This window comes from Nocardioides marmoribigeumensis (genome assembly GCF_031458325.1).
Lineage (GTDB): Bacteria > Actinomycetota > Actinomycetes > Propionibacteriales > Nocardioidaceae > Marmoricola_A > Marmoricola_A marmoribigeumensis.
Map to the genome: position 1 here is coordinate 2,546,824 of NZ_JAVDYG010000001.1, position 14,070 is coordinate 2,560,893.

Annotated in this window: 17 protein-coding genes; 4 read left to right on the forward strand and 13 right to left on the reverse strand. The window is 73.0% G+C overall.

From position 1 onward, the window contains the following. Nucleotides 1-93 precede the first annotated feature (93 nt). Nucleotides 94-783, reverse strand: a complete 690-nt coding sequence (locus J2S63_RS12135; protein WP_310302417.1) for a hypothetical protein — start codon at nt 781-783, stop codon at nt 94-96. 90 nt (nt 784-873) lie between these two features. Here J2S63_RS12135 and J2S63_RS12140 point away from each other — a divergent pair, with 90 nt between their 5' ends. Then, nucleotides 874-1,800, forward strand: a complete 927-nt coding sequence (locus tag J2S63_RS12140) for a crotonase/enoyl-CoA hydratase family protein (RefSeq protein ID WP_310302419.1) — start codon at nt 874-876, stop codon at nt 1,798-1,800. Between the two features lie 13 nt (nt 1,801-1,813). On the opposite strand, the gene J2S63_RS12145 is transcribed toward J2S63_RS12140, so the two are convergent. The 9 genes from J2S63_RS12145 to J2S63_RS12185 form a co-directional block, all read right to left on the reverse strand. Beyond that, nucleotides 1,814-1,999: a hypothetical protein gene (locus tag J2S63_RS12145; protein WP_310302422.1), complete on the reverse strand. Its 186-nt coding sequence runs from the start codon at nt 1,997-1,999 to the stop codon at nt 1,814-1,816. Between the two features lie 80 nt (nt 2,000-2,079). Beyond that, nucleotides 2,080-2,943: a hypothetical protein gene (locus J2S63_RS12150; protein ID WP_310302428.1), complete on the reverse strand. Its 864-nt coding sequence runs from the start codon at nt 2,941-2,943 to the stop codon at nt 2,080-2,082. Further along, nucleotides 2,930-3,511, reverse strand: coding sequence for an RNA polymerase sigma factor (locus J2S63_RS12155; protein ID WP_310302430.1), 582 nt, complete (start codon nt 3,509-3,511; stop codon nt 2,930-2,932). The genes J2S63_RS12150 and J2S63_RS12155 overlap by 14 nt, the downstream gene beginning before the upstream one ends. Nucleotides 3,512-3,627: 116 nt before the next feature. Beyond that, on the reverse strand, nt 3,628-4,365 hold the full coding sequence (locus tag J2S63_RS12160) for a YqjF family protein (protein WP_310302433.1): 738 nt from the start codon (nt 4,363-4,365) through the stop codon (nt 3,628-3,630). A 10-nt stretch (nt 4,366-4,375) separates the two neighbouring features. After that, nucleotides 4,376-6,100 carry a thiamine pyrophosphate-dependent enzyme gene (locus tag J2S63_RS12165; RefSeq protein ID WP_310302435.1) on the reverse strand — a complete coding sequence of 575 codons (1,725 nt, stop codon included), beginning with the start codon at nt 6,098-6,100 and terminating at the stop codon, nt 4,376-4,378. Nucleotide 6,101: 1 nt separating this feature from the next. Continuing rightward, nucleotides 6,102-7,712: an FMN-binding glutamate synthase family protein gene (locus tag J2S63_RS12170; protein ID WP_310302437.1), complete on the reverse strand. Its 1,611-nt coding sequence runs from the start codon at nt 7,710-7,712 to the stop codon at nt 6,102-6,104. A gap of 79 nt (nt 7,713-7,791) precedes the next feature. Next, a complete protein-coding gene (locus J2S63_RS12175) occupies nt 7,792-9,030 on the reverse strand; it encodes a cytochrome P450 (protein WP_310302440.1) in 1,239 nt (412 codons plus the stop codon). Nucleotides 9,031-9,133: 103 nt separating this feature from the next. Further along, the gene (locus J2S63_RS12180) at nt 9,134-9,814 is read right to left on the reverse strand and encodes a response regulator transcription factor (protein WP_310302443.1); all 681 of its coding nucleotides are present in this window, start codon (nt 9,812-9,814) and stop codon (nt 9,134-9,136) included. 46 nt (nt 9,815-9,860) lie between these two features. Beyond that, complete coding sequence (locus J2S63_RS12185) at nt 9,861-10,202, reverse strand: hypothetical protein (RefSeq protein WP_310302446.1); 342 nt, start codon at nt 10,200-10,202, stop codon at nt 9,861-9,863. Between the two features lie 56 nt (nt 10,203-10,258). On the opposite strand from J2S63_RS12185, the gene J2S63_RS12190 reads away from it, so the two are divergent. Beyond that, on the forward strand, nt 10,259-10,663 hold the full coding sequence (locus J2S63_RS12190; protein ID WP_310302449.1) for a secondary thiamine-phosphate synthase enzyme YjbQ: 405 nt from the start codon (nt 10,259-10,261) through the stop codon (nt 10,661-10,663). A 71-nt stretch (nt 10,664-10,734) separates the two neighbouring features. Beyond that, a complete protein-coding gene (locus J2S63_RS12195) occupies nt 10,735-11,697 on the forward strand; it encodes a GNAT family N-acetyltransferase (RefSeq protein ID WP_310302453.1) in 963 nt (320 codons plus the stop codon). On the opposite strand, the gene J2S63_RS12200 is transcribed toward J2S63_RS12195, so the two are convergent. Then, nucleotides 11,681-12,196, reverse strand: coding sequence for a MarR family winged helix-turn-helix transcriptional regulator (locus J2S63_RS12200; protein ID WP_310302455.1), 516 nt, complete (start codon nt 12,194-12,196; stop codon nt 11,681-11,683). The two genes, J2S63_RS12195 and J2S63_RS12200, sit on opposite strands and share 17 nt — an antisense overlap. Before the next feature lie 91 nt (nt 12,197-12,287). On the opposite strand from J2S63_RS12200, the gene J2S63_RS12205 reads away from it, so the two are divergent. Then, the gene (locus tag J2S63_RS12205) at nt 12,288-12,854 is read left to right on the forward strand and encodes a YceI family protein (protein ID WP_310302459.1); all 567 of its coding nucleotides are present in this window, start codon (nt 12,288-12,290) and stop codon (nt 12,852-12,854) included. A 109-nt stretch (nt 12,855-12,963) separates the two neighbouring features. Here J2S63_RS12205 and J2S63_RS12210 read toward each other — a convergent pair whose 3' ends face one another. Beyond that, nucleotides 12,964-13,491 carry a GNAT family N-acetyltransferase gene (locus tag J2S63_RS12210; RefSeq protein WP_310302462.1) on the reverse strand — a complete coding sequence of 176 codons (528 nt, stop codon included), beginning with the start codon at nt 13,489-13,491 and terminating at the stop codon, nt 12,964-12,966. A 37-nt stretch (nt 13,492-13,528) separates the two neighbouring features. Next, complete coding sequence (locus tag J2S63_RS12215) at nt 13,529-14,014, reverse strand: DUF6328 family protein (RefSeq protein WP_310302465.1); 486 nt, start codon at nt 14,012-14,014, stop codon at nt 13,529-13,531. Nucleotides 14,015-14,070: the final 56 nt, after the last annotated feature.

Sequence of the window (14,070 nt, forward strand, 5' to 3'; positions counted from 1 at the left end):
CAGGTCACACCTCAGCCCTGCGGTGCCCGAAACTCACGGTCTGATGCACGGCCGCCGAAGGAGCCCGGGACAAGCCCGTCGGACCCGAGCAGGTCAGAACCGTTGCAGGCCCTTGACGTGAAAACCGGTCCAGCGCGAGACACGGTCCTCGCTCGCATGCGGGAAGCGCCGGATCGCCGTCCGGACCCAGCCGTCGCGGGTCCACCGGAACGTCTTGACCACGCCCTCGAAGTCGCTGTCGTTCGGCGGGTCGTTGCGGTACGCCGTGCGGAAGCGCACCACGCCCGGAGCGTCGGAGGTCGTGCGGAGCCAGCCGCCGACGTACATCACCGAGCTGTCGACGTACCAGAGCCCCTGGTAGCCGCGCCCCGGCGCGCGCAGCGTCACCAGCCGGCCGGCGCGCAGGGTGAGCGACTGGAAGAGCTCGGCGTGCGCGCCCTGGGTGCGCCCGAAGAACAGCTCGGCACCGCGGCGGCCGTCGACGTCCGCGGCACCCTGCCAGAGCGGGCCGTACCAGTACTCCGTCGGCTTGGTGGCGCGCACGACCCGGCTGCCGAGCTGGACGCGCAGGGTGGCGGTGCCGTGGGCGGCGCCGTCCTTCCCGCTCCGCGCGAGGCCGACCGCGTCAGGGGTCCCGTCACCGTCGACGTCGGCGTGGGCCACCACGTGGCAGCGGGCCACGCCGGAGCAGGGGCCGGCCGCCTGGGCGGACGAGGCGGGGAGGACGGCCGCTCCGGTGACGAGGAGGCCGAGCGCGAGCAGGCGGGAGGGGATCCGAGGCATGACCGACATGGTGGCCCTTCGTGGTGGCAGGACGGTGAACGCCGCGCGTCCTGGTGGTGGTCGAGCAGGGTCGAGGTGTTCACTGCCCGGATGGACGCCCCTGCACCTGACGAAGGAGCCGCGCCGTGGCGCGGTGATACCGACGACTCCGTCGACGAGGAGATCGCCCACCCGACCCTGACCTACCAGCGCACGGGCCGCGTGGCGCGGCTGACGTTCGACCGGCCGGCGGCCGGCAACGCGATCACCGCGGACACCCCGTTCGACCTGGCGGCCGCCGTCGAGCGGGCCGACCGCGACCCGCGGGTGCACGTGATCCTGCTGTCGGGGCGGGGCAAGGGGTTCTGCGGCGGCTACGACCTGTCCTTGTGGGCCGAGCAGCGCATCGCCAACCACGAGCCCGGCGAGGTCTGGGACCCGATGGTCGACTACGCGATGATGAGCCGCTTCACCAAGGGCTACGCGTCGCTGCTGCACGCGGACAAGCCGACGGTGGCCAAGGTGCACGGGTTCTGCGTGGCGGGCGGCACGGACATCGCGCTGCACTGCGACCAGATCGTCATCGCCGACGACGCCAAGATCGGCTACCCGCCCACCCGGGTCTGGGGCGTGCCGTCGGCGGGGATGTGGGCGCACCGCCTGGGCGACCAGCGGGCCAAGCGGCTGCTCCTCACCGGCGACTGCCTCTCGGGGGTCGAGGCGGCCGCGTGGGGCCTGGCCGTGGAGTCCGCGCCGGCCGACCGCCTCGACGAGCGGGCCGAGGTGCTCGTGCAGCGGATCGCCGCGATGCCGGTCAACCAGCTGATGATGGTCAAGCTCGCGCTCAACCACGCGCTGCTGAGCCAGGGCGTCGCGACCTCGCAGATGGTGAGCACCGTCTTCGACGGCATCTCACGGCACACCCGCGAGGGCTACGCGTTCCAGCAGCGGGCCGAGGCCGTCGGCTTCCGGCAGGCGGTCCGGGAGCGCGACGGGTCGCCGTACGACGACGCGGGGCCCTCGACCCACAAGGGGTGAGCCTCGGTCAGGGTCAGGCGGGGTGACGCTGCTCGAGCGCGGCCCGGCGGGCGGCCTGTTCGAGGGCGGTCCGGCGGGACTGCTCGGCGGTGTCGCGCTCCACCTCGTGGGCGCGAGCGACGTCGAACCCCCAGATGGCGGCACAGCCGACGACGGCGGTCGTCATGGCGACGATGGACAGGAAGATCACGAAGGTCATGGTGGCCTCCTTTCGTGCTCCATCGTCCTCTCTTGTGCAGGGTTATTCAAGGGTTTGCGCAAGGTTTGTGCAAACCGGTGTCACGAGGAGCCCCCCGGCACGAGCCGCACCGTCGACAGCGCCTCCTCCAGCACGGCCCGACCCCGCTCGTCGGCCCCCGGGGTCGCGGTCGCCGCGACCACCACGCCGCGATGGTCGACGTCGACCACCCACACGTCCACCCGGCTGCCCGGGCGTGGGGCCTGGACCAGCCCGCCCCCGGTGTCGACCAGGTGGTACGGCGTGTGGAACGGACAGCGCACCGCCTCGGTCGTGCTCAGGCGCAGCCACGTGGCCGGCCGGCCGAACGCGGTGACGACCCGCGCGGGCGCGCGCTGCTCGAGGCCCGGTGCGCCTGCGACCGCGGCGACCAGGGTGGCCGGGTCGTCGGTCACGTCGACCATGCCGCGGTCGTCGTCGTCGCAGGGGGTGCGCACCACCTGGTCGACGTCGGCGACCAGCAGGGTCACCAGCCCGGCACCTGCGCGGTGCTGCAGGTCCACCGAGGCGACGTCGCCGTGCCAGCCACGGCCGAGCCGCAGGCGCACCGTCGGCGCGTCGCGGTAGGGCGAGAGCGGGAACCAGTGGTCCCCGGCCCGGACCTGCGGCAGGTGGGGGTTGCCGGGCCAGCGGTCGAGCCCGGCGGGCCAGGTGAGGCCGGCGGTGTCGACCGGCCGGTGCCGGGACAGCTCCCCGGCCACCCCGACCCCCGCCACGACGAGCGTCGTGGCGAGGGCTGCGGCGGTGGCGTGCCGGCGGCGTCGCCGTGCCCGTCCGCGCCGCTCGATGCTCGCCAGGCCGGGCGGCTCGACGAGCAGCTCGACGTCGGCGCGCACGGCTCGTGCCCGCTCCACCCTCGCCCGGGCGGTCTCGGACAGCTGGGCGGTCGTCTCAGCTCGCGTCATCACCGTCTCCTTCCCGCAGCACCTGGTCGAGCGCGTCACGAGCGCGGGACAGCCGCGACTTCACGGTCCCCTCGGGGACCTGGAGCGCCTCGGCCACCTCGGCCACGGACAGGTCGGAGAGGTAGTGCAGCGCCAGCACCTCCCGGTGCCGCGCGGGCAGGCGCCTCAGCGCCCGCACCACGTCGAGGTGCTCCTCGGGGCCCGGCAGGTCGGCCTCTCGCTCGGACTCCACCACCCGGCGCACGCGCAGCCAGCCGCGGACCTTGCGCACCCGGTTGCGGTGCAGGTTGAGGGCGACCGTGCGCAGCCACGCCTCGGGGTTGTCGACCTGGGCGAGACGGGACGGCAGGGCGGCCGCGCGCACGAACGCCTCCTGCACGACGTCCTCGGCCTCCGCGAGGTCGCCGGTGACGGCGTACAGCTGGACGACGAGCCGCCGGTAGCCGCCGTGGAACACCTCGGCGAGCAGCTGGCCGGGGGTGACGTCGACGTACGCCGACGGCACGACCCCGTCCACCGGGCCGGACCGGTGCGCCCGCGTGAGGAGCAGGCTCTCGCGCTGGTCCACGGGCCACCTCCTCCGCCTCGAGGGCGCCGGGAAGGCGCCCTGATGAGACGACACCCCACCAGCGTCCCCGGGTTCCACGCCCCCGGCAATGGCAGGGCAGGTCTGGACCGCCGGCCTCAGCGGCGGGGCGACCGCGCGTCGCGCGGGAGGCCGAAGCGCGTCGTGACGCCGTCGCTGAAGGCGACGTGGTCCGGGGCCCGTCCGACCAGCTCGGGCAGGCCCACCGAGGCGAGCACGCGGGCGTCGAGGTCGAGCAGGGTCGCCTCGCGCAGCGTCCACGTGTCGTGCTCGTTGGGGACGTACCAGCTGCGGCCGAGCCAGCGGCTGTGCAGCCCCCACCGGGCGGTGAGGAAGTGCTCCAGCTCGCCCGGCTCCCGGGCCGCTCCCGCCTCGAGCTCGACCCGGGCGTGGCCGTCCCGCGGCAGCAGGTGCGAGGCGTAGGCGTGCCGCTCGCCGCGGCGGTCGTAGGTCATCCGCGCCCAGCGGTAGGGCACCCCGAAGGAGAGCCGCGCGCCCGCGCACACCAGCAGCCGCTGGCAGTCCAGGCTGAGGAAGACGATGCCTCGTCGCCCGGTGCGGTCGACCGAGTAGAGCCGCACGTTGGTCTCGAGGAACGTGCCGAGCCAGGGCACTCCCGGGCCTCGGCCCACCCCGGCGTCGACCATGCGGAACGGCACCAGTCCGACGTACGTCCTCCCGTCGAGCACGTCCGGCCGCACGCCCGGCGGCATGTGGCCGGCCACCCGCTCGGGCTCGACCGCCCAGTGCACGAAGCCCAGGTCCTGCCACTGCTGGCTCATCAGCGTGGGACCCCGCAGCGCGGGCGCGGACGGCATGAGCTCCTCGACGGTCATGCCCCCAGCGTCACTCGGGGCTGGTGAGGAACTCCTTGCTCTTGGCGATCGCGAAGCCCCAGCCCTGCTCGAGCGTCGGCTTGGGGGGTACGGCGACCTCGTCGGCGTTGGTGACCACGTCCAGCAGGGCCGGACCGGGGTGGGCGAAGGCCTCCTGGACCGCGGCGTCGACGTCGTGGGGGTCCTCGACCCGGACGCCGTGCATCCCCATCGCGCGGGCGACAGCCGCGAAGTCGGGGTTGTGCAGGACCGTGCCGAACTCCGGCAGCCCGACCTGCTCCATCTCGAGCTTGACCATGCCGAGCCGGCCGTTGTCGAAGACCACGAGCTTGACCGGCAGGTCGTGGCTCACCGCGGTGATGAGGTCGCCCAGCAGCATCGACAGACCGCCGTCCCCGCAGAACGCCACCACCTGGCGGCTGCGGTCGAGCGCCTGGGCGCCCAGGGCCTGCGGCATCGCGTTGGCCATCGAGCCCAGGTTGTACGAGCCGAGCAGCCGGCGGGTGCCGGTCATCCGCACGAACCGCGAGAGCCACACCGTCGACATGCCCGTGTCGGTGGTGAAGACCGCGTCCTGCGCGGCGTGCCGGTCCACCACGGCCGCGAGCAGCTCGGGCCGGATGCGGGAGTCGGGGTTGTCGACCTTGCGGCGCAGGAGGCCACGGGGCTTGCGGTCGTAGCCGGGGTCGGTGAGGTGGGACTGCCGCTCCTGCCACTTCGCGTAGGACGTCCGCGTCGAGTCGAGGTGCCCGGCGTCGGCCTTGGCCTCGAGCAGCGGGAGCAGGGCCTGGAGGGTGAGCCTGCTGTCGCCGACGAGCGCGTGGTCGACCGGGGTGCGCCGCCCCACGTGCGACCCGCGGCTGTCGAGCTGCACCACGGTCTTCCCGGTCGGCAGGAAGTCGCGGTAGGGGAAGTCGGTGCCGACCATCACCAGCACGTCGCAGTCGTCGAAGGCCTGCTTGGTGGCGGGGTTGCCGATCAGCCCGGACTGCCCGATCTCGAACGGGTTGTCGTCGTCGAAGCCGTCCTTGGCCTTGAGGCTCAGCACCATCGGCGCCTTGAGCCGGTCTGCCAGCTCGAGCACCTCGGTCCGCGCGTGCCGGGCGCCGATGCCCACCAGCAGGGTCACCTTGGCCGCGGCGGAGAGCACGCTCGCCACCCGGCGTACGTCGTCCAGGTCGGCCGCCGCGATCGGCGCCGGCCGGGCGAACCGCGGGACCGGGGTGTCGTCCGGCACGTCCATCCCGCCCACGTCACCCGGCACGGTCAGCACCGCCACGCCGCGCTCGGCCAGGGCGGTGCTCGCCGCGCGCTCCAGCAGGTGCGGCAGCTGCTCGGGGCTGGTGAGCATCTCGTTGAAGCACGCCACGTCGGCGAAGACGGCCCGGTTGTCGACCTCCTGGAAGAAGTCGCTGCCGATGTCCTCCCGCGGCACCTGTCCGACGACCGCGAGGACGGGCGCGTGGCTCTTGCGGGCGTCGTACAGCCCGTTGAGCAGGTGGACCGCCCCCGGGCCGACCGTGCCCATGCAGACGGCCAGGTCCTCGGTCAGCTGGGCCTGCGCACCGGCGGCGAAGGCGCCCGCCTCCTCGTGGCGCACGCCGATCCACTCGATGCGCTCCTCGCGCCGGATCGCATCGGTCACCGGGTTGAGGGCGTCGCCGACCACCCCCCACACCTGGCGCACGCCGTGCTCGGCGAGTGCGGTGACGATGAGCTCGGCGATGGTGGTCATCTCAGGTCCTTCCGGGAGCGAGCGCCCAGCCGGTCGGCCGGAACGAGTCGGGGTCGGCGGCGGCCCAGTCGTGGGCCCACGACTCCGGGGCCTCGGCGAGCAGCTCGCCTGGCGCGAGGTGGTCGTAGAGGTGGGCGTAGGAGCGGGTGGTGGACGCGCTGGTGCGGCGCATGAGCAGCCCCGGGTGGAGCTCGGAGGGGCTGTCGACGCCCATCGAGGCCATGATCTGCAGGGCCCCGTCGACCACCAGGTGCTGGTAGCTGCGCACCCGCTCTGCCTTGTCCGGCACGACGAGCGCCCGCTGCCGCTTCGGGTCCTGGGTGGCGACCCCGACCGGGCACGTGTTGGTGTGGCACCTCTGGGCCTGGATGCAGCCGACCGCCATCATCATCGCCCGCGCGGCGTTGGTGTAGTCCGCGCCCTGCACGAGGCGCTTGACCAGGTCGGCGCTGGTCGCGACCTTGCCCGACGCGCCGATCCGCACCTGGTCGCGCAGCCCGGTCCCGACCAGCGCGTTGTGCACGGTCATGAGTCCCTCCGTCAGCGGCATGCCGACGTGGTCCTGGTACTCCGCCGGCGCGGCGCCCGTGCCGCCCTCGGCGCCGTCGACGATCACGAAGTCGGGGGCGACCCCCTCCTCGAGCATCGCCTTGCAGATCGCCAGCACGTCGATGCGCGAGCCGACGCACAGCTTGAAGCCGGCGGGCTTGCCCCCTGCCAGCTCGCGGAAGTGCCCGATGAAGCGGACCAGCTCGCGCGGTGTCGAGAAGACCCGGTGGTAGGGCGGGGAGACGACGGTCTTGCCCTGCTCGACGTCGCGGGTGCGGGCCAGCTCCTCGGTGACCTTGGCCCCGGGGAGGACGCCGCCGATCCCGGGCTTGGCGCCCTGGCTGAGCTTGAGGCTGACCATCTTGACCTGGTCGTCGGCGGCCTTGTCGGCGAACTCGCCCTCGTCGAAACCGCCGTCCTTCGTGCGACACCCGAAGTAGCCCGACCCGACCTCCCAGACCAGGTCACCGCCCTGGCGGTGGTAGGGACTGATCGCGCCCTCGCCGGTGTCGTGGGCGAAGCCGCCCATCGCCGCACCTCGGTTGAGCGCCTCGATCGCGTTGCCGGACAGGGATCCGAAGCTCATCGCCGAGACGTTGAGCAGCGCCATGTCGTAGGGGTGGCGGCAGTCCGGACCGCCGATCCGCACGCGCGGGGGCTCGTCCGGCTTCGGCCTGGGGGCGGTGGAGTGGACGAGGTACTCGTAGCCGATCTCGTAGACGTCGCGCTCGGTGCCGAACGGCGCCTCGTCCTTCTGGCCCTTGGCCCGCTGGTAGATCGAGGTCCTGGTGTCGCGGTCGAACGGGCGACCGTCGAAGTTGCGCTCGATGAAGTACTGCTGCAGCTCGGGCCGGATGTCCTCCATGAGGAAGCGCAGGTGGCCCAGCACGGGGTAGTTGCGCAGGATCGAGTGCCTGGTCTGCACGAGGTCGTGGACCGCGAGGACCAGGAGGAGGACGACGACCACGACCAGCGCCCACCAGGCGGGCCCGCCGACAGCGGCCGCGAGGGTGGTGAGGGCGCCGGCGACGACGAGGAACCCGAGGACGAAGAAGCGCAGCACCTCCTCGTCCTACCCGAGTCGGCAGGTGCGTACGCCGCCCCGCCGCACTCTCACAGCGGGGGCTCAGGCTCGAGCCGGCTCAGCGGTAGCAGACGCCGAGCTCCTTGATCGCGTTGAGCCACCCGGACCTCAGCCGGCGGGGCTCGGCGACCTTGCGGAGGTCGGGGGCGAGGTCGGCGAGGACGTCGAAGATCACCCCGACCTCCATGCGCGCGAGGTTGGCGCCGATGCAGTAGTGCGCGCCGTGGCCGCCGAAGGCGACGTGCGGGTTGGGCGAGCGGGTGATGTCGAAGGTGAAGGGGTCGGTGAAGACCTCGTCGTCGAAGTTGGCCGAGGCGTAGAACATCCCCACCCGGTCGCCCTTGCGGATCTGCTGCCCGCCGAGCTCGAGGTCGCGCAGCGCGGTGCGCTGGAAGACGGTGATCGGGGTGGCCCAGCGGATCACCTCGTCGACCATGGTCTGCGGCCGCTCGCGCTTCCACAGCTCCCACTGGTCACGGTTGTCCATGAACGCGTTGAGGCCGTGGCTGATCGCGTTGCGGGTGGTCTCGTTGCCGGCGACGGTGAGCAGGATGACGAAGAACCCGAACTGGTCGTTGGTCAGCGCCTCGCCGTCCTGGGCGGTGATCAGCTTGGTGACGATGTCGTCGCGCGGGTTGGCCCGGCGGTCGTTGGCCAGGGCGTCGAAGTACATCAGGATCTCGACCGACGCGGTGGGTGCGTCCCCGGGGACCTCGGGGTCGTCGTAGCTCATCATCTGGTTGGACCAGTCGAAGAGCTTGGCCCGGTCCTCCTGCGGCACGCCGAGGAGGTCCGCGATGGCCTGCAGCGGCAGCTCGGCGGCGATGTCGCGCACGAAGTCGCCGGACCCGCGCTCGACCGCCTCGGCGATGATCACCTTGGACCGCTCGCGCAGCTTCTCCTCCAGCTGCGCGATCGCGCGCGGGGTGAAGCCGCGGGAGACGATGCGTCGCATCAGGGCGTGCTCGGGGTCGTCGTGGTTGATCATCATCAGGTTCTGCGCCTCGACCTCCTCCCGCGTCATCTCGGGGGCGAAGCGCACGATCACGCCGTTCTCCGCGGTCGACCAGTCGGTGCTGTTGCGCGAGATCGCCGCCACCTCCTCGTGCCTGCTGGCCGCCCAGTAGCCGGTGCCGAAGAAGCCCGCCCGCGCTCCCGGGTCGGCCTGCTCGACCCAGTGGACCGGCGCCGTGCGCCGCAGCAGGGCCCACTGCTCGTGGGGGAGCCCCTGCTCGATCAGGTCGGGGTCGGTCGGGTCGAAGTCGGCCGGGAGGCGCGTGGTCGGCTCAGCGGTCATCAGGGTGCTCCTGCAAAACGAGAACGTGTTCTAGTCACCGTACGCAGGAACGGGGGCGTTTGTCAGCCCTCGTGCACCCCTCGGCGCGGAGCGCGCGCCACGCTCAGCTCGACGAGCCGGTGAGCAGCGGCCGGCGTCCCCGACGGGCGGAGTACGGCGGGTGCGCGAGCGAGGAGTCGGAGACGCAACCGTTGTGCAGCGCCCACAGCAGCGCCTGAGCCCGGTTGCGCGCCCCGATCTTCTGGTAGGCGCCGCGGATGTAGGTCTTCACGGAGTTGATGCTCAGGTTGGTGGCGCGCGCGATGTCGGCGTTGCTCATGCCGCTGGCGATGAGGCCGAGCACCTGGGTCTCGCGGCGGGTCAGGTCGGCGTTGGCGACCTCGGCCGACGGGGTGACCCGCCGGCCCCGGACGACGGTGTCACCCAAGGCGACCCGGTGCAGGGCGTCGACCAGCGAGGCCGCGCTGAGGGACTTGGAGAAGTAGCCCTTGACCCCCGCGGCGAGGGCCGTGCCGACCGCGTCCGGGCGGATGTCCCAGGCGTAGAGCACCAGGCGCCCGCCCCGCGGCCGCTCGGTGAGGTAGTCCAGCGCCTCGCGGGACAGGTTGGTGCCGGGCACGTCGTAGAGCGTGATGTCGGGACCGTCGTCCGCGCGCTGCTCGGCTCCGTCGGCCGAGACCTCGACGCCGTAGGGGGTGAGCATCGTCTCCAGCCCGGCGCGCACGAGCTCGCAGGCCTCGACGACGTCGACTCTCAGCGGTGAGCGGCGGTGGGAGCGATCCATGCGGCCCCGGTACCCACCAGCCGAGGAAGCACGCACCGCCCCCGACTCAGCCGTCCTGCCGGTCCTCCTCGTCGGAGTCGTCGTCCGGGGAGTCGTCGACCTCGTCGTCCTCGGTCTCGTCCGGATCGTCGGAGTCCTCCGCCTTCGCGAGCTCCGCCTGGTCGTCCTGGGCGTCCTCGGAGAGGTCGGGCACGTCGGGCAGGTCGGGCTTCTCCGCCTCGCCCGCCGCGCGCTCGCGGTGGTCCTCGGGCAGGTGGGAGTCGTGCTGGTCGGGGACGTCGCCGATCGCCGCGGGGCTCGGGCCCGGGTCGGAGCCGGGGGCCGCGCCGGACTCCTCGGCCTCCTCGCGCTCGTCGTGCTCGCCGCTGGAGGTCTCCGCTGCACTCATGCGGGGGGTGTACCCGGCCGGCCGCCGGTCACACCCGCTCCTGGCACGATCGACGGATGGAGACCACCACGCTCAGCGTCCGCACCGGCGACCGCGAGGTCGTCCACGACCTCACCCGCGCCTGCGCCGAGTTCGTCGCCGGGCGCGGCGACGGGCTGCTGCACGTCTTCGTGCCCCACGCCACCGCCGGCCTGGCGATCCTCGAGACCGGCGCCGGCTCCGACGACGACCTCCTCGCCGCGCTCGGCGACCTGCTGCCGGCCGACGACCGGTGGGTCCACCGGCACGGCTCCCGGGGTCACGGCCGCTCGCACGTCATGCCTGCCCTGGTGCCGCCGTACGCCTCGGTCCCGGTCGACGACGGCCGGCTCGCCCTCGGCACCTGGCAGAGCATCTGCCTGGTCGACCTCAACGTCGACAACGCCGAACGGTCGGTGCGCCTGGACTTCTTGTCGGGCTGACATCAGCAGAGTTTTCACGCCCGTTACACGCCCGACCCGGCTCCGGAACCCGGCCCCGCGAGCCTTGCCGCATGGACGAGAACGGCACGGCCCTGTGGCGGGTCCGCACGACCCTGAACGACCGGCCGGGCGCCCTGGCCCGGCTGGCGAGCGCGTGCGGCGAGGCAGGGGTCAACATCCTGGCCCTGCAGATCTTCCCCGACGTCGGTTCGGTGACCGACGAGCTCGTCCTCTCCACGCCCGGCGACTGGACCGTACGCCGTGTCCAGGAGCTGACGCTGGAGGCAGGGGCGGATGCGACCCGGGGCGCACCCCAGGTGACGCCCGCCCCGCCGTCCTCCCTCACCGACCAGCCGGTCCGTCACCTGCATGCGGTGGCCCGGCTGGTCGAGGAGCCTGAGCGTCTCGGCGAGGTCGCCGCGGCGCTGTTCGAGGGCCGGGTCGCGCAGGCCGCCGGCCCGCTGCACGACGGTGCTCGCGACGGTGCTCGCGACGGTGCTCGCGACGGTGCTCGCGACGGTGCTCGCGACGGGGCTCACGACGGGGCGCTCGACCTGCGCCTGGCCGGACGGACGGTCCGCGTCGTGCGCGAGGCGCCGTTCACGGCGACCGAGCGCGCCCGGGCCGCCGTGCTGGAGATGGTGGCCGACCAGGTCCGGGCCGGTGCGTCCGTGCCGGACCCCACGACCGGGACAGGTGTCCCCGTGGTGCGCGTCGAGCACGACCGAGTCCTGGCCGAGGTCGAGGGGCACCTGGTGGGCAAGGCGGTGCTGACCCGCGAGCCGGAGGGGGCCGGGGTGCGCGTCCACGTCGTCCCGGCGTGGCGCGGGCGCGGGCTGGGGGCACGGCTGCTGCGCGAGGCGTGCGCCCTGGGCCGCACGAGGGGGGAGTCGGCGCTGGTCGCGCGGGTCCCGGCGCACGACGTGGCGGCCCTGCGGCTGCTCCTCGGGTCCGGCCTGTGCGGCCGGATCCGGTCGGACGGCGGCGAGACGGTGGCGCGGCTCGTGGTGGGTCAGCTCAGCGCTGCCCGCTGAGCCCTGCCTGCTGGTCCTGCGGCGCCCGCTGGGTGTCCTGGGCGTCGAGCCGCGTCAGGGCGGTGTCGAGGGCGTCGACGCCGTCGGGCCCGAGCCGGTCGATGAAGAACCGCCGGACCGCGCTCACGTGCCCGGGGGCGGCCCGCTCGATGGTGCGCTGGCCGAGCGGGGTGATCCCGACAAACGCTCCGCGCCCGTCCTCCTGGCACTCGCGGCGCTCGACGAGCCCACGGGCCTCCATGCGGCGGATGTGGTGCGAGAGCCGGCTGCGCTCCCACTCCAGCAGGTCGGCCAGCGCGGCCATGCGCACGCGGCCCTCCGGGGTGTCGGTGAGCATGACGAGCACCTCGTAGTCGGGCATCGACAGCCCGCTCTCCTCCGCGAGGCTGCGGGTCAGCTCGACCATCAGGTGTCGCTGGCTGAACAGCCAGCGGCGCCACACCGCCTGCTCGTGCGGGTCGAGCCACCGCACGTCGTCGTCGTCAGTGCCCGGGTTCATGGGAAGAAGTCTACCGCTGTAGTTGACACGTCACCTAATCCGTGGCATGCTGTTACTTGAAACGTCAACCATACCCCACCAGGAGGACAGCATGACCGCCACCGCTTCCCAGACCGTCACCCTGCAGGACCTCGACGGCACCTACGTGCTCGACGCCAGCCACAGCCGCATGGGCTTCGTCGCCCGGCACGCGATGGTCACCAAGGTCCGCGGCTCCTTCAACGACTTCTCCGGCTCCGCCACCACCGGCGCCGGACTGGCCGACGCCAGGATCGAGGTCGCGATCAAGGCCGACAGCATCACCACCGGCAACGCCGACCGCGACGGGCACCTCCGCTCGGGCGACTTCTTCGGCACCGACGAGCACGCCGAGCTGACCTTCGTCTCCACCTCGGTCGAGGCCGTCGACGCCGAGACCCTCCGCGTCACCGGCGACCTGACCATCAAGGGCGTCGCCAAGCCGGTCACCATCGACTTCGAGTACGCCGGTGCGGCCACCGACCCGTTCGGCAACCTGCGCGTCGGCTTCGAGGGCTCGACCGTCATCAAGCGCTCGGACTACGGCATCACCTGGAACGCCGCGCTCGAGGCCGGCGGCGTCCTGGTCTCGGACAAGGTCACCCTCGAGATCGAGATCTCCGCGATCAAGCAGGCCTGACCCGCCCGGGAGACCCCCGCACCCACCCAGCACGCAGGGCCCGCGACCTCGGTCGCGGGCCCTGCTGCCGTCGTACGCCGGCGGCTCGGCCGGGCGCGAGGGGCGGAGCTCAGGCGGGTGGGTCGAGCACCATGAGCGTGACCCGGAGGCCGGTCCCCGGAGGCAGCCAGTCGGGCTCGTCCTCGCCGATCGCGCGCCACCCCCGGGAGGCGTAGATCCCGGCGGCGCGCTGCTGGAGGCCCAGCACCTCGAGCACGGGCACCCGGCCGAGCCCGTGGGCGTGCGTCTCGCAGGTGTCGAGCAGGGCTCGCGCGAGGCCTCGGCCGGTCACCTCGGGGTCGACCACGAGCACGGAGACCGCGGCCAGGTCCTCGACCGGACGCCCCACGGCCGCAGCCCAGCGTGGACCCAGGTGGTGCTCGCCCACCGCGACCAGGCTCACGTGACCCACGGGTCCGGGCCGGTCGTCCACCTCGGCGACCCAGGCCCCCAGCTCGCCGGGGCGTTGCACGAACTGCTCGACCGGGAACGGCAGCGGGTTGCGGAAGGGGTAGCGGGTCAGTGGCTGCTGCCGCATCACCAGGTCGCACACCTCGGGGACGTCCTCGGGGACGCGGGGACGGACGACGGGAGCCACGCCGGCGAGCGTAGTCGCGGGTGGTGACCGGCTCGGGTCAGTCGCGGGCCTCCGCGACGACCGGGATCGCCACCCACAGGCCGGCGACCACCACCAGCGTCACGATCGAGGCGGCCAGGGCCGCCCCGATCCCGAGCAGCACGTCGAAGACCAGGAAGACCGACCCCGTCATGGTCAGCGCCATGAGGGTCAGCCCGACCCGGGAGACGTGGTTGGCCGCGGTGATCAGCCAGGTCTTCTCGCTCCGGCCGAACAGCACGCGGTGGAACGCCACGGGAGCGATGAGGCAGGCCGCCGAGCCGATCGCGCACGAGATCGTCACCAGGTAGGCGGTCTTGTCGGTCCCGGACAGCTTGGTGAACCGCTGCGTGAACGGCAGCGTCAGCAGGAAGCCGGTGAGCACCTGCACCCCTGTCTGCGCGACGCGCAGCTCCTGGAGCATCTCGTTCCACTTGCGGGTCGCCCGCTCCTTGGGCGACTCCTCCTCGCGGTCCATCTCCGCGTTGCTCCCGTCCTGGGCCATCGGGGCTCCTCCCGTGGGTCTCGATGGTTCTCGCCTGACAGGAGGGTTCCCGTCAC

Coding starts and splice junctions, on each gene's coding strand:
- J2S63_RS12135 (WP_310302417.1), bottom strand. CDS start 783: ATGCCTCGGATCCCCTCCCGCCTGCTCGCGCTCGGCCTCCTCGTCACC.
- J2S63_RS12140 (WP_310302419.1), top strand. CDS start 874: ATGGACGCCCCTGCACCTGACGAAGGAGCCGCGCCGTGGCGCGGTGAT.
- J2S63_RS12145 (WP_310302422.1), bottom strand. CDS start 1,999: ATGACCTTCGTGATCTTCCTGTCCATCGTCGCCATGACGACCGCCGTC.
- J2S63_RS12150 (WP_310302428.1), bottom strand. CDS start 2,943: ATGACGCGAGCTGAGACGACCGCCCAGCTGTCCGAGACCGCCCGGGCG.
- J2S63_RS12160 (WP_310302433.1), bottom strand. CDS start 4,365: ATGACCGTCGAGGAGCTCATGCCGTCCGCGCCCGCGCTGCGGGGTCCC.
- J2S63_RS12165 (WP_310302435.1), bottom strand. CDS start 6,100: ATGACCACCATCGCCGAGCTCATCGTCACCGCACTCGCCGAGCACGGC.
- J2S63_RS12175 (WP_310302440.1), bottom strand. CDS start 9,030: ATGACCGCTGAGCCGACCACGCGCCTCCCGGCCGACTTCGACCCGACC.
- J2S63_RS12180 (WP_310302443.1), bottom strand. CDS start 9,814: ATGGATCGCTCCCACCGCCGCTCACCGCTGAGAGTCGACGTCGTCGAG.
- J2S63_RS12185 (WP_310302446.1), bottom strand. CDS start 10,202: ATGAGTGCAGCGGAGACCTCCAGCGGCGAGCACGACGAGCGCGAGGAG.
- J2S63_RS12190 (WP_310302449.1), top strand. CDS start 10,259: ATGGAGACCACCACGCTCAGCGTCCGCACCGGCGACCGCGAGGTCGTC.
- J2S63_RS12195 (WP_310302453.1), top strand. CDS start 10,735: ATGGACGAGAACGGCACGGCCCTGTGGCGGGTCCGCACGACCCTGAAC.
- J2S63_RS12200 (WP_310302455.1), bottom strand. CDS start 12,196: ATGAACCCGGGCACTGACGACGACGACGTGCGGTGGCTCGACCCGCAC.
- J2S63_RS12205 (WP_310302459.1), top strand. CDS start 12,288: ATGACCGCCACCGCTTCCCAGACCGTCACCCTGCAGGACCTCGACGGC.
- J2S63_RS12215 (WP_310302465.1), bottom strand. CDS start 14,014: ATGGCCCAGGACGGGAGCAACGCGGAGATGGACCGCGAGGAGGAGTCG.